13 protein-coding genes are annotated in these 12,917 nt (G+C 61.7%); all 13 read right to left on the bottom strand.

The genetic code is table 11. The features are described from left to right. Positions 1-74 precede the first annotated feature (74 nt). Entirely contained in the window at positions 75-572 is a 498-nt protein-coding gene (locus BM346_RS18400; RefSeq protein WP_092016214.1) for a type II secretion system protein, read from the bottom strand. Positions 573-627: 55 nt separating this feature from the next. Next, positions 628-1,131, bottom strand: coding sequence for a prepilin-type N-terminal cleavage/methylation domain-containing protein (locus BM346_RS17135; protein ID WP_092016211.1), 504 nt, complete (start codon positions 1,129-1,131; stop codon positions 628-630). Between the two features lie 60 nt (positions 1,132-1,191). Continuing rightward, on the bottom strand, positions 1,192-1,713 hold the full coding sequence (locus BM346_RS17130) for a hypothetical protein (RefSeq protein ID WP_092016208.1): 522 nt from the start codon (positions 1,711-1,713) through the stop codon (positions 1,192-1,194). Between the two features lie 3 nt (positions 1,714-1,716). Continuing rightward, positions 1,717-2,946 (bottom strand): type II secretion system F family protein, encoded by a 1,230-nt coding sequence (locus BM346_RS17125; RefSeq protein WP_092016205.1) that lies wholly within the window; start codon positions 2,944-2,946, stop codon positions 1,717-1,719. Next, the gene (locus BM346_RS17120) at positions 2,946-4,736 is read right to left on the bottom strand and encodes a GspE/PulE family protein (RefSeq protein WP_092016202.1); all 1,791 of its coding nucleotides are present in this window, start codon (positions 4,734-4,736) and stop codon (positions 2,946-2,948) included. Before BM346_RS17120 ends, BM346_RS17125 begins: the two co-directional genes overlap by 1 nt. Before the next feature lie 2 nt (positions 4,737-4,738). Further along, complete coding sequence (locus BM346_RS17115; RefSeq protein ID WP_092016200.1) at positions 4,739-5,929, bottom strand: tetratricopeptide repeat protein; 1,191 nt, start codon at positions 5,927-5,929, stop codon at positions 4,739-4,741. Then, positions 5,926-6,765, bottom strand: coding sequence for an ExeA family protein (locus tag BM346_RS17110; RefSeq protein ID WP_092016197.1), 840 nt, complete (start codon positions 6,763-6,765; stop codon positions 5,926-5,928). Before BM346_RS17110 ends, BM346_RS17115 begins: the two co-directional genes overlap by 4 nt. 1 nt (position 6,766) lies before the next feature. Beyond that, positions 6,767-8,512, bottom strand: a complete 1,746-nt coding sequence (gene mshL / locus BM346_RS17105; RefSeq protein WP_227663038.1) for a pilus (MSHA type) biogenesis protein MshL — start codon at positions 8,510-8,512, stop codon at positions 6,767-6,769. Further along, positions 8,509-8,838, bottom strand: coding sequence for a hypothetical protein (locus BM346_RS17100; RefSeq protein WP_092016191.1), 330 nt, complete (start codon positions 8,836-8,838; stop codon positions 8,509-8,511). The genes mshL and BM346_RS17100 overlap by 4 nt, the downstream gene beginning before the upstream one ends. Before the next feature lies 1 nt (position 8,839). Next, positions 8,840-9,514: a type II secretion system protein GspM gene (gene gspM, locus BM346_RS17095; protein WP_092016188.1), complete on the bottom strand. Its 675-nt coding sequence runs from the start codon at positions 9,512-9,514 to the stop codon at positions 8,840-8,842. After that, on the bottom strand, positions 9,511-10,113 hold the full coding sequence (locus tag BM346_RS17090; RefSeq protein WP_092016185.1) for a PilN domain-containing protein: 603 nt from the start codon (positions 10,111-10,113) through the stop codon (positions 9,511-9,513). The genes gspM and BM346_RS17090 overlap by 4 nt, the downstream gene beginning before the upstream one ends. Then, entirely contained in the window at positions 10,110-11,030 is a 921-nt protein-coding gene (locus tag BM346_RS17085; protein ID WP_227663039.1) for a type IV pilus biogenesis protein PilM, read from the bottom strand. The genes BM346_RS17090 and BM346_RS17085 overlap by 4 nt, the downstream gene beginning before the upstream one ends. 333 nt (positions 11,031-11,363) lie before the next feature. Beyond that, positions 11,364-12,668 carry a lipopolysaccharide biosynthesis protein gene (locus tag BM346_RS17080; RefSeq protein ID WP_139229953.1) on the bottom strand — a complete coding sequence of 435 codons (1,305 nt, stop codon included), beginning with the start codon at positions 12,666-12,668 and terminating at the stop codon, positions 11,364-11,366. Positions 12,669-12,917 lie beyond the last annotated feature (249 nt).

Genomic DNA, 12,917 nt, shown 5'->3' with positions numbered 1-12,917 from the left:
CATTCTCACCACACGACCGCCAGTGAAAGAAAATCCAGCTTAGCGATTGATCAACAACCTATACTGAAGCTGTCTTAACAGCCACTGTCTGTAACAGTAACGGAATAGCGATCAGCCACCGGCGGGACATTCTCGGTGGTTTCAGCAGTAGCAGCCGTATATTGCACTGTGCAATCTGTTTGTAGCGAGAAGGTGATGGTAGCACCGCCCGCTGTACCCCCGCCGGAAGGCGTATAATCATTTGCAGTATCAATATTTGCGGCCACGACGATACCATCAGCGTCTGCGGTCGGATATCCATTCACCATAGTAACCTCATCACCCTCTAAAGTTACTGAGGTCCCAAGAGTAGCTCCCGAAGCCAATTGCGCAGAATGCGCAATCGACGCGGCGGATTTAATTGCACCGGCCAGGCCTTGCAGGGAAGATTCTCTGGCGTCTCCTCCTAGATCCGCAAACCGCGGCAAAGCAAATGCCGCCAGGATACCCAGAATCACAATCACCATAACCAGTTCGATCAGGGTGAAACCTTCCTGCTTTCTTGCTGCAACCATGCTGTTCATTGTGTTCATAACTACCTCGCGCTACTGCTTGTGTTAATCAGTGATTTTTAGGTTGGTTAGTTTGCTATGGGTTGATGCTGGTTGTTACCGAGCCGGTGTCAGCGTCGTAGGCGATTGTGCTGTTTTCGCCGTCCAACTGGTACGTAAAGAGGCAATCTCCGCCGGGTGCAGTTACTACGTAGTCCGGATTGGTTCCCGTAACAGTGGGGGCATTGGATTGCATAACGCCCAGCCAGACTTCCCTGCAGCGCGGCACCCCCATATTCGGAGAGGTATTGTCAGAGGTTACGGACGTGGGCCATCCCTCGTCACTGACATCCACGTTGTCGTTGCCAAAGCCGATGACGTCGGTTGTGGCAGTGGTGAAACCGTTGGAGACCCATTGGGTCTTCGCCAGGGCCACGCCCGCAGCCAAGGCGCCAGCGGTGGCCCGGATGCTGGATTCATGGGCCTGCTCGGAAAGCTGGGCAAACCTCGGCAACGCAAAGGCTGCCAGGATCGCCAGGATGGCGATGACCACCACCAGCTCAATAAGGGTAAAACCCATACTCTTACGTTCGCTGATCATTGTCTTTCCTCATATTTGCCAATCGATGGTAATTGTCTCATGCCTGAACTCTAGCGCCTTCTACTCATTTTCGCGTACTTGATACCGGTTAATCTCAACCAGTTTGAGACCGATACCCCGTTTATCGTCGATTTTTCCGTTTTTTACAGTTCCGGCGTAGTCGACCCTGACCTGCCAGTGGAATGGCTCCCCGGTATTCCGGTAGCGGCCCTCCAGCGCCAGAGGCTGACGTGGCCCGTACACAAGCCAGCTCTCCTCGCTATCAAAACACCAGCCCTCTTCCGGGCCGGACTGCTCGCCGCAAAGGCCCGGGGCGTAGCTCGTATCCAGCAGTGGCAAGGGGTTCATCCCCGCCAGCTCTTCCAGGGTCTCGTCCCGGGCCAGCATGGCCTCGGCGCCTCGCACCACCAGGGCGCTGCGAACCTGGTTCAGCATCAGGCGTGCGGCCATGGTTTCCGCCCGGTGCAGCTGGTCTTCAATCGCGCTCAACAGCAGCCACATCGCCACCCCGAGCAGGCACAGCACCACCAGCCACCGGAAGCGGCGGTGGCTGTCGGCGGTTATAAGCCCGAGGCCTGCCATGACCTAGCCACGTCCCATGGCCGCCGCCCCCAGGTCCCAGATGGGCAGGAACACGCCCAGGGCCAGGATCAGCACCAGTACCCCCATGGCCACAATCAGGATGGGTTCAATGGATTCCGCCAGCCGCTTGAGGCCGTAGTCCACATCCTCGTCATAGAAATCAGCGACGTTCACCAGCATCTCGTCCACGGCACCGGTCTCCTCCCCCACCGCGATCATCTGGATGATCAGGGGGGTGAACATGCCGCTGTTACCTGCCGTGCGAAGCAGGCTCTCCCCCCGCTCGATACCGGCCCGCATGTCCCGGATGTGGATGGCGATCCAGGCGTTGTCGGTGGCGTCCGCGGACACCGTCAGGGCCGTGGTCACCGGCATGCCTGCCGCCAGCATGCTGGCGAAATTACGGGAGAACCGGCTGAGGGTAATCAGCTCCAGCAGGGGGCCGATGATCGGCAACCTTAACTTGTACCGGTCCCAGGTCAGCCGGCCCTGCTCGGTCTGCTTCCATTGGCGCACCAGCACCGCCCCGGTCGCAATCCCGAACAGCAGTACGAACCAGTAGCCCAGCAGGAAGTTGGAGGTTCCTACCAGCACCTGGGTCAGGAACGGCAGGTCCGCTCCCAGCTTGTTGAACACCGAGGCGAACTTGGGAATCACCAGGAAGTTCACCACCATCAGGGCGGCAAACAGCGCAATCACCACGAACATGGGATAGCGCATCGCCTGCTTGAGACGCCGCTTGGTGTCCCGCTCCAGTTCAAGAATGTCCGACAATCGCTTGAAGGCGTCATCCAGCATGCCGGTGTTTTCCCCCACATGGATCATGGCGATGAACAGATCCGAGAACACGTAGGGATGGGCCTGCATGGCGGTGGCCATGCTGGAGCCGCCTTCCAGCCGGTCGGTGACATCGTCCAGCACTTCCGCCAGCACCGGCGAGCGGGAGGTTTCCGCCAGGCCGCGCATGGTCCGGATCAGGGGGATCCCCGCCCGGGTCAGGGCGTGCATCTGGCGGCAGAAGACGATCAGCTCATCCAGGGTGACCTTGCGACGGAACAAGGCAAGATTGTTCAACCGGTCCGTCAGGGAAACCGTCTCCGGCTTCTCCTCGATGGCCAGGGGCGTGATGCCCCGGCGCAGCAGTTCCGAGGCGGCGGCATCCGGCGTGGGTGCCGCCAGTACACCCTGCTGGAGGCCCCCCTTTCCGTCTTTGCCCCGGTAGCTGAACTGCATCAGATGCTCTCCCGATCCTGGCCATCAGGCCCATCTTCCATCTCGGCCAGAACCGGCGGCTCCTGATCCTCGAGGGAGACATCCGCTTCCGACGTGGCCGCCACCCGGGCCACTTCCTGCAGGCTGGTGATGCCACGCAGGGCGTAGTCCATGGCGCACATGCCCAGGGGCCGGTAGAGGGAGCTTTCCCGTGCCGCCCGGGTGAAGCCGGACACGTCCCGGCGCCGCAGCGCGTCGAGCATGGGCTCGTTCATCTCCAGCATCTCGTAGACGCCCATACGCCCCTTGTAGCCGGTATTGCCGCACTGGTAGCAGCCACGGCCATGGACGAATCCGGCTTCCAGGTCCAGGGGGTCCAGGTCGAAATTATTCAGCCAGACACGTTCCTGCTCGGTGGGCTCATAGGGCTGGCGGCAGTTATCGCAGACCTTGCGCACCAGGCGCTGGGCCACCACGCCAAGCAGGGAACTGGCCACCAGGAAAGGTTCCGCCCCCATGTCAATCAGCCGCATAGCGCTGGAGATGGAGTCATTTGTATGCAGGGTCGAGAGCACCAGGTGACCGGTCATGGCGGCGCGGAGCCCGATTTCCACGGTTTCCGCATCCCGCATCTCGCCCACCAGCACGATGTCCGGGTCCTGGCGCAGCGCGGCCCGCAGGACGTTGGCAAAATGCAAACCGATCTTCGGATTCACCTGAACCTGGGTGATCCGGGGCAGCCGGTATTCCACCGGGTCCTCGGCGGTGATGATTTTCACCTCCGGCTGGTTCAGCTCAGTGAGGGCGCCATAGAGAGTGGTGGTCTTACCGCTGCCGGTGGGGCCGGTGACGAGAATCATGCCATGGGGTCGTTTGATCATCCGCCGGAAATTCCGCAACAGCCTGTCCGGCATACCGGTGCTGTCCAGTTCCAGGGTCCCGCCGCTCTGATCCAGCAGACGCATCACCACCGACTCGCCGTACTGCACCGGCATGGTGGACACCCGCACGTCGATGCTGCGACCCTTGACCCGCACGTTGAAGCGGCCATCCTGGGGCAGACGTTTCTCTGAGATATTAAGGCCGGCCATCAGCTTGAGGCGGAGAACCAGGGCGGCGTTGACCCGCTTCTCCTTCATCACCTGCTCCTGAAGCACGCCGTCCACCCGCTGGCGGATACGCACCACGGTCTCATCCGGTTCGATGTGGATATCGGAGCTGCGGGCCTGGATGGCATCCTCGAACAGGGTTTTGAGCAGCTTGACCACCGGTGCCTCTTCGCTCTCGGTCTCCGCCGACAGTTCCGCCAGGTCGAAGGCATCGTCTCCCAGCTCGTCTTCCAGCTCTTCCGCCAGCGACGCGATTTCCTCAGTGCGCCGATAGACTAGGTCGAGGGTATTGAGCAGCTCGCTCTCCCGCACCACGGCCTGCTTCACAGGCTGCTTTAGCACCCGCACCAGCTCGTCGTAGGCGAAGATGTCCAGGGGGTCCGCCATGCCCACCAGCAGCTCGCCGCCCTGCTCCGCCAGCACAATGGCCCGGAAACGGCGGGCCATGGCTTCCGGCAGTTTCTTTACCAGGGCAGGGTCAAACTGGTAGTTGCGCAGTTGCACAAAGGGCACATCCAGCTGCCGGGAGAGGATATTGAGCAGGCTGTCCTCATCCACGTAGCCCAGGTCAATCAGGGTACGGCCCAGCTTGCGGCCGGTACTCTTCTGTTCCCGCAGGGCGGTCTGCAGCTGATCCTCAGTGATGACATCGTTCTGGACCAGCAGGTCGCCAATGCGGATTTTTCGTTTCGGCTCGGCCATGACTATCCTGCGCTCAATGACTGTAAGCGCTGGCGAACATAGTCCGCCAGCGAGGGCGCCAACCCGGGCAGTGCCGCGGCCTGCTGGTAGGCGCGACGTGCCGCCTGGAGGTCGCCGCGCCCCTCCAGGGCGATGGCAAGACCCACCCACCAGGGCGCCTGACCGTCGTCCCAGGCGATTAGCTCGGCCCAGTGACGGGCCGCCCTGTCACTGCGCCCCTGCTGCTGGAGCAGGGTGGCCAGTGTTATCCGGTATTCCACCTGCCGGGCCACTGGCGGAACCTGTGTCTCCAGCGTTGCCACGGCCCTGTCCAGTTCGCCACTGGCCAGTTGTGCCCGGGCCCGGATCAGGCGCAGTTCCGGATAGCGCCGGGCAAGATCCTCCGGCACCCAGCCCAGCGCCTGCCCGGCGCTGCCTTTCGCCAGCAACCAGCGGGCGACCACATAGCGGCTGGCGGGCGCGTCCTGATTTGCCGTTACCGCCTCCAGGACACGTTCCGCCTCTTCAATCCCACCCCGGGACAGCAGTTTCTCCAGATCGCGGCGGGCGTCACGATCCACCTGCTCCGGGGTCTGGCGGGCACGCTTGATGTTTTCATCGGTTGCGGGGGCGGTAGCGGTTTCCCCGGAAACCCGCGATGGGGAGTCGCTCCCATCGGCAGCGGACGGTGTCGCCCCGGATGCAGTCGCCGAAGTACCCTCGCCCTGACTCGCCCCTGGTGCGCTCGCCCGACCCGGGCTTTCGGATTGCCCGGGGGCCTGAGATTCAGCGGAACCCGACGCTGACTCCGGAGGCCGGGTGACGGCGGCAACGGCAGCTTTCTGCGCCTGGGCTGAGGGCGGTTCCGGCACCGCTCCATCAGGCTCTGCCGCCGCCTTTACCGGATTCTGATCAACAACCTGTGGCTCGATTTCTTCAGTGGTGGCCGGCGCGGCCTCATGGTCGTCGGCGGAAACCGGGGCCGCCTCGGTTTTTTCCCCGTCTGCCAGCAACGGGCCTGGTGCCCTGTCACCCTTGTTCAGGTACAGAAAGACACCACCAACGCCCCCCAGCGACACCACCAATACCAGCAGCGGCACCCAGACGGACCTGCGCCGGACTTTTCCGGAGGACTGACTCACATACGCAGCCGGGGCCCGGGACTGACCCTGGCGTTTTTCCGCCGCCCTGAGTGCATCGTTCAGCAGGCTCATAGCCACCTCGCCAACAGGCCGGGCGCCCGTGCGCTTTCCGTGTCCTGGACCGCCCGCAGCACATGACCCCGGGAAATCCGGCTGTCCCCCTGGCCCCACGCCGCCAGCATGGACTTGTGGGCCAGCACGTTGATCAGGCGGGGAATACCACCGGACGCCCGGGTGATCAGCCTGAGTGCAGTGGGCTGGAACAGGTCCGTGCCGTTATAGCCGGCAAGGGCCAGCCGATGGCGCAGGTACTGGGCAACCGAGTCCCGGTCCAGGGGCAGGAGCCGGTAATGGAAGGTGATGCGTTGCTTGAGCTGACGCAGGCTGTCCCGGTTCAGAAGCGCGTCCAGTTCCGGCTGCCCGAACAGGACCACCTGAAGCAGCCGGGTGCTTTCCGTCTCCAGATTGGTCAACAGGCGAAGAGCCTCGATGGTGGCTTCGGGCATGGCCTGGGCCTCATCGATAACCAGTACCGCCGGAGTCCGGTCCATCGCCAGAGAGATCAGGCGCTCATTCAGGGCTTTCAGAACCTGATGGGTGTTGGCGCCGGCGACCGGCTCAACACCCAGCTCCTCCGCCACCGCTTCATACAGGGCTTCGGCTGAAAGATGGGGGTTGGGCAGATAGGCGGTGCTCGCCTCACCGTCCAGGGCGTTGAGCAGCAAACGGCAGAGCAGGGTCTTGCCGGTACCCACTTCACCGGTGATCTTGATGAACCCTTCCCGCTCCCGCAACGCCACCAGCAGCAATTCCAGGGCGTCGTTATGGCTCGGCGCCCGCAGGAAGTAGCGGGTATTGGGCGTCAATGCAAACGGTGCTTCCTGCAGTCCGAAGTGGGCTTCATACATGTCAGTCGGCAGGTTGCTCCAGCTCCGGCTTCACCGTCTCGGAGGATTCCAGCAGTTGTTGGAGGACCTGCATGCGTTCCCGGCTGGCCGCGATCTCCGCATTCATGCTTTCCGCTCCCACCACGACGGGGCGCAACAGAATCACCAGCTCACTCTTGCGGGACTGGAACCGGCGCTGCTTGAACGCCTCGCCCAGAATGGGGATCTCGCTGAAGAAGGGCACCGCGGCGTTATTGTCTTCGCTGGTGTTCTGGATCAGGCCGCCAATGACTACGATCTGGCCACTCTCGGCACGGATCACACTGTCGGTTTCCCGAACGGTGCTTCGGGCCAGGGGCAGGGTCACGTCCTGGTTGCCGACGGTAATCACCTTCTCCTGGTCACTCACCTCACTGACAGACGGATGGACATGGAGGATGACCGTGCCGTCCTCATCGATCTGCGGTGTCACGTCCAGGGAGATGCCGGAAAAGAAGGGCGTCAGCTCAACGGAGGTGGAGGTGCGCTCCGTCGGAGTGATAGCCGAGTCGGTATCGTTGAAGTCGATATCGGTGACGAAGAACTCATCCGTGCCCACCTTGATGACCGCTTTCTGGTTGTTAACGGTGGAGATCCGCGGGCTCGACAGGGTCTGCACATTGCCCTGCCTGCCCAGCAGCTCGATCAGGGCCGTGAAATCCCCGGCACTGATGGTGGCGGAAAACAGGCCACCGATTTCAGAGGGCCGGATAACCTGGCCGGAAAGGGACTGGGCGGTGAAATAATCCGCCCGACCGGCGGCACTCTGCACATCGGACCAGTCGATACCCTGCTGGTACTGCTGGTTGAGGGCAATCTCCAGTACCTTTGCCTCCAGCACCACCTGCCGCTGCATGATCAGTTCGGTGCGTTCCAGATAATCCTGGATCAGGCGGAGCGTACGGCCATCGGCCTGAACCATCACCAGGCCGGCGCCGGGATTGGTGATGACCTGGTGCCCCTCCCCTGCACCAATGATCATGGAGAGGGCCCGATTGAGGTCCTGCCAGAAATCGGACTCGGTATCGGTGGAAATACGGGTGCCGATCACATTACGGACCTCGCTTTCGCCGCCATTGCCGGCATCATCAGCGAATCTGCCGCCATTGTCATTGCCGCGGGTGCTGCTCACCTGGCCGGAACTGACCCGGGTCTCGGAACTGCCGCTGCGCTTGAAGTGGAGGTAATTGATGGGAAACAGGCGGGTCTGGATCCGGTCGGCATCCACCCGGTACAGGCGTCCCTGCCGCTGGATATCCAGACCATAGACGTCACGGGCGATGTCCATGACTTCCGGCACCGTCACATCCGTGAGGCGGAGGTCTATGGTAGCCTCAACACCCGGATGCACAACCACGTTGTACCCGGTACCCGCCACCAGGGCCTCAAAGAAACTCCGGGCCTTCACATCCCGGGCGTTGACGTCAAAACGGTCCTCAGCCTCAGCGGAGGACTCCAGGGACGGCAGCAGGGCCGCACTCACATCTGCGGGAACAGTGCCGGCGCCGTCCCTTGGAACAGGGTCTGTCGCCCCCCGCCGCTGTGCCTGTTCCAGGCTGTCATCAATGGCCTCGGCGGCATCCGTCGACGTCGCCTTGCCCGTCCGCATGGAGGGGTTACTGGCGCAGGCGGCCAGTATCAGGGTCAGGAAGACCAGGGTGCCTGTTCGTATCAGCGTCATAGCCGCTCGCTGTGGTTTCGGTGTCATAGCCGCTCGTTGTCTGTTCATTGGGAACTCCGCACCCGGGGCGGTGCCGCCAGACGCAGTAGCCGTAACTGGCCCTGAACCACCAGTTCAACCCGGTCGGGATGTATCCGCTGCACCCGGGCGCCGTCGAAGCTCTCCCCTTCGCGCCGGGGCACGCCGTCTATTACCGCAACTCTTCTGTCAGGACCGAACAGGATGGAAGCCAGGTCATACACTTTCGCCTCCCTCACGGGCTCCTGGGACACCGCCCGCCCCGGCGGCCGGGTGGGGTCCTGCAGAGCCTGGGCTTGAAGTGGCGCCAGCAGGACGGGGACAAAGAGCAGCACGATTACCTGAAGTCGGGGCATTTCAGACTCCCAACCACGCCGGTTCCAGGCTCAGGGTCCTTACCCTTACCCGGGCGGTTCCCCTGGGCCATTCCCCGGCCTCGTATTCCAGCAGCACCCATCCCAGGCGCTCATCCAGGGACTCCAGCCTCTGCAGATAGTTCAGTACCTTGAGGTAGCCACCGCGCACGGTAATATCAGCCTCATGGGCATACATCAGCGCCTCCGGGTTTTCCTGACCGCGGGCGTCATCCTCCTCCGCGAAAATGGCCTCCGGCGCCAGCAGCCGGACACCCACCAGTTCCAGATCCTCTTCGGTGGCCAACATGTCCTGGAGCATTACCACCATGGCTCTGGGCGGAATCAGTTGGCCGGTGGTTTCGGTAATCTGCCGGTCCAGCTGCTCCAGACGGCGCTGTCGTGCCGCCAATGTCTGCCGGAGTTCCGCAGAGGGATCCTGCTGCAATAGCTGTTCCAGTTCCGCTTCCCGGGACTGAAGGCTGGCCTGTTCCGAACGGACACCGGCCAGTTCGCCCTGGAGACGGCTGACCCGGTCCATGGCTGGCCCTGCCCACAACTCCCAGCCCGTCAGCGCAATCAGCGCCAGCACCGTCACCAGGATCAGGCCGCGCTCCCGAATCGGGCGCTCATCGAACCAGGTGGTAACGCGAGCAAGTTGGCGACGCAGTGGGCTCATGAACCATCCTCCCCGTCACGGCGGGTGGCCACCCGGAAATCGATCCAGGGATGATCTTCTCCGCGACTCAGCTCAAAGCGACCAAAGCCCTGGCCGGTGAACGCAGGCTCCTCACCCAGTCGCTCGAGATACAACGGCACCAATCGACCTGCCCGGGTACGCCCCTCCAGCATCACCCGGTTGCCACTCAACAGCACGTGGGTCAGCCAGAGCTCATCAGGAACCTGCCTGGCCAGCGCGGCCATGGGCGCGGCAAACCCATCCGAGCGGTCGCCGGTGAGCCGCTCGACCCGTTCAAGTAACCGGCGGCGTCGCTCCAGGGTCTGGGTAACCCGCTCCAGAGCCCCCTCCAGTTCGGGGTCGGGACGACGTGCCTGGACTTCCTGCCCCAATCGGTCGATGGTTGCCAACAGCTTTTCGTTATCGGCTCGCTCGGCGGCGACCTGCGTCGAAAGATGGCCTGCCTCGTAGCGAAACCAGCCGCCGACAGCCAGAACCACCACCAGGGCAGCGACCGAGAGCAATATCAGGGTGAAGGCGGTCAGCTTTTGCCGCCGCGGCTGAAACTCGGCCTTGTAGAGATTGACCTGCTGGATCATTGCTGGTCCTCCGGCAGCCCGATACTCGAACTCCACGCCAGCAGACAGCGACTGTCCAGGTCACGGTCCAGCCCGAATACAGACCAGTCCACGGTGCGGGCGGTTGCGGCAAGGTACCCTCCCAGCATCGACGTCAAAGGCAGCAGCGTGTCCCTGGCCACCAGGTTAACGACAGGCGGCGGCACCTGCCCCAGCTGGCTTTCGTAGTAGTCCAGTGAACGCTGCACCTCCAGCGCCAGAGACTGCACTGCCGACTCCTGCCGGGCCGCGTCCCGCAGGTCATCGGAAATCACATCGAGACGACGGGAAAGATAGAGCGTCGGTCCTTTGCAGATCACCATGTGCCCGAAACGGTCCCGTAAATGAACAAGGGCTGCCCCGCGACCGGACCCATCGAGCCGGGCCACGAGGTTGCGCAGAGCCAGCTCGGCAATATCGATGCCGACCAGATCCAGGTCGGCATCGGTTACCAGGGCAACCAGTTCGGCCACCAGCGAGCGGCGGGCCGCCACTACGTTGACCAGTTCCCCACGGCCCCGGGCAGCATCCTCGGGAAAGGGAAACACATCACTCACCGAATCCGACGGGCTGAACTCCAGAACGTCCCGGAGCTTCCACTTGAGGGCATCGGCAAGCTCGGTGTCTTCCACCCCCTCGGGGCGCTCCAGCTGGAAAACCTGGTACTGATCCAGAGGCAGGACCAGTTCCACCTTCCCCCCGGACAGTTTCCGGTGTGCCACAAAGTCCTGAAGGGCGCCTAGGCGCTTTGCGGGCGTACACTCGATGAACCCGACACCCGGCTCACCAGAGTTCCCGCCGACCGCCCAGGCAATACCATCCGGACGGACTTCCATGGAAATCCGGTGGTGGCTTCGGGAGCGGTTCAGCAACTTCTGGAAGATCTGGGTCAGGGGCACGCACAGCCTGCTGGATTATCGGAATTGAACACTTCGTGATCTTACATTTTAGTTAAAGAAAAACTCATAAAAATATGACTTTTCGCACTATTTCACATCCTTTTGCACTCCAGTTACACAAGAGCCCCCGCTTATGGAGGCTCTATAGACAGGTTCCCTGAGCATGACATTTTATTGACGAATAATGATCCGAATTAACATCGGAAGATCGTCGCCCGAGAGGATCCTGAAAGCTGCTGCTGTGGTGAAGAAGAAGGACATGCCTCTAATACGCGGCATCGGTCGTCCCGGACTCACCCCACCACGGCCAATCGGGTATCAACCATACCATGGCTAGCCGGTCGACCTGTTTTTCATTTTGTTTCTGAGCAGTTTCAGGGTTACCACCACACAGAACACGTAGTGGGCAAAGAGGACGCCCGAAAAGACCGAAATGGCGATAATTGCGGGCCAGTCGAGCCAGAACGCGAGGAGAAAAACGGCGGAGATCAATAATGCCCGCTGGATATTGATCCAGAGAAAGACCCGGTGCATTTCGTGCACGGCAAGAACTTTGGTCACCGGATTGGCGATCAGCTGGACCACTATGTAGGGCGAAAGGGCGGTAAGAAAGACCCCGGTGGTGGCCCAGTCTTCCCCGAAAACCACCACCGAGAACGGTTTTGCGAAGAAAAACAGCAACAGGAAGACCGGCACCGAGATGGCGGACACCACCTTGATGACCCTGACCACGATATGCCATTGGGTATCAATGTCCCGCCGATCAAGAGTGGACAGTTCGGCAAAAAACGCATCCGCGAGGCTCTGGGAGACCAGAGTGACAGGGAGGGCCATAGCCGCCAGGGCCAGGCCGAGATGCCCGGTGGCACCGGCACCGTAAATGGCCGAAAAAAAGAGCACCGGTGCCTGCACCGAGTAGACCAGCAGGAACTTGGAAGGGAGACGATACACTGGGAATCCGCGATACCGGCCCGCGACCAGTTTCATGCGGCGCAGACTCACGAAACGGGCATTGGCACGGATATCATGGCGAAAGTGCCGGAGATAGGTGCCAATGCCTCCCACCTGGGAGGCCATCTGGCCGATCAGCAGACCACCAGGCTTGATGGCAAGCAGGCCCAGACCAATCTTGATGGCTGCCCCCATCAGATTCTGCGATACCTGAGTCCGGGCAATGGTCCGGTAGCCCCGGCGGCGTGTGGCCCAGGCGGTGAGGGTTTCATAACCGCTGGTACCCACCATCGCCAGCAAAACGAGCCACCACCAGGGCGCCAGCTCGGTCATGGACAGGGAGCTCAGGATCGGGTCCGCGAAGGCGAAGAGAAGAGCCGTTACCAGCAGGGTGATCACGACTGTGAGAGCCAGGGAAAGCGCCATCAGATTGATGGCTGTGCCATCGTGACGGGGCAGAGGAACAGCCATTACATAGCGCAGAGTCAGTACCGGTGCCAGCATGAACACCATCGCACTGAAAACCGCGAGGACGCCGTAGTCCTCCGGCCCATAAAGACGGGTGAGTACCGGCATGGAGGCAATGCCGATAAATCGACCGACGCTGCTGCCCAGGGCCAGGGTGGCCATGCCGCGGAATACATTCCCTGTTACGTCAGCCGGCAGGAACCGCCGCCGCAGTTTCATCAACCGTTCCAATGGACGTCCTTATCTGTAAGGGTCGAATTTCGCTACTGTACTCCGATCCCCTTATTCCTGTCTTGTGTGGGCAAGCAGTACAGTTTTTCGTCTGCCTGAACTTCATTCGCGACCTTCCCGGAGCAATATTTCAGCTATGCTTTCTTGCAGGAGGAGTTCTAACCAGCCTTCTTCGCATGGCGCTGGCACGGCGAACAACTTGTCGCCAATCCAGGAGCATTCCGGAGGTCCGAGTCG

The organism is Marinobacter daqiaonensis (assembly GCF_900115285.1).
Classification (GTDB): Bacteria; Pseudomonadota; Gammaproteobacteria; order Pseudomonadales; family Oleiphilaceae; genus Marinobacter; species Marinobacter daqiaonensis.
Note: the sequence above shows the minus strand (reverse complement) of the source record. Positions and strands in the feature narration are given on the sequence as shown.

What these genes read in the sequence shown, in the direction of transcription:
- BM346_RS18400 (WP_092016214.1), bottom strand. Translation starts at nt 572, where the DNA reads ATGAACACAATGAACAGCATGGTTGCAGCAAGAAAGCAGGAAGGTTTC.
- BM346_RS17135 (WP_092016211.1), bottom strand. Translation starts at nt 1,131, where the DNA reads ATGATCAGCGAACGTAAGAGTATGGGTTTTACCCTTATTGAGCTGGTG.
- BM346_RS17130 (WP_092016208.1), bottom strand. Translation starts at nt 1,713, where the DNA reads ATGGCAGGCCTCGGGCTTATAACCGCCGACAGCCACCGCCGCTTCCGG.
- BM346_RS17125 (WP_092016205.1), bottom strand. Translation starts at nt 2,946, where the DNA reads ATGCAGTTCAGCTACCGGGGCAAAGACGGAAAGGGGGGCCTCCAGCAG.
- BM346_RS17120 (WP_092016202.1), bottom strand. Translation starts at nt 4,736, where the DNA reads ATGGCCGAGCCGAAACGAAAAATCCGCATTGGCGACCTGCTGGTCCAG.
- BM346_RS17115 (WP_092016200.1), bottom strand. Translation starts at nt 5,929, where the DNA reads ATGAGCCTGCTGAACGATGCACTCAGGGCGGCGGAAAAACGCCAGGGT.
- BM346_RS17110 (WP_092016197.1), bottom strand. Translation starts at nt 6,765, where the DNA reads ATGTATGAAGCCCACTTCGGACTGCAGGAAGCACCGTTTGCATTGACG.
- mshL (WP_227663038.1), bottom strand. Translation starts at nt 8,512, where the DNA reads ATGAACAGACAACGAGCGGCTATGACACCGAAACCACAGCGAGCGGCT.
- BM346_RS17100 (WP_092016191.1), bottom strand. Translation starts at nt 8,838, where the DNA reads ATGCCCCGACTTCAGGTAATCGTGCTGCTCTTTGTCCCCGTCCTGCTG.
- gspM (WP_092016188.1), bottom strand. Translation starts at nt 9,514, where the DNA reads ATGAGCCCACTGCGTCGCCAACTTGCTCGCGTTACCACCTGGTTCGAT.
- BM346_RS17090 (WP_092016185.1), bottom strand. Translation starts at nt 10,113, where the DNA reads ATGATCCAGCAGGTCAATCTCTACAAGGCCGAGTTTCAGCCGCGGCGG.
- BM346_RS17080 (WP_139229953.1), bottom strand. Translation starts at nt 12,668, where the DNA reads ATGAAACTGCGGCGGCGGTTCCTGCCGGCTGACGTAACAGGGAATGTA.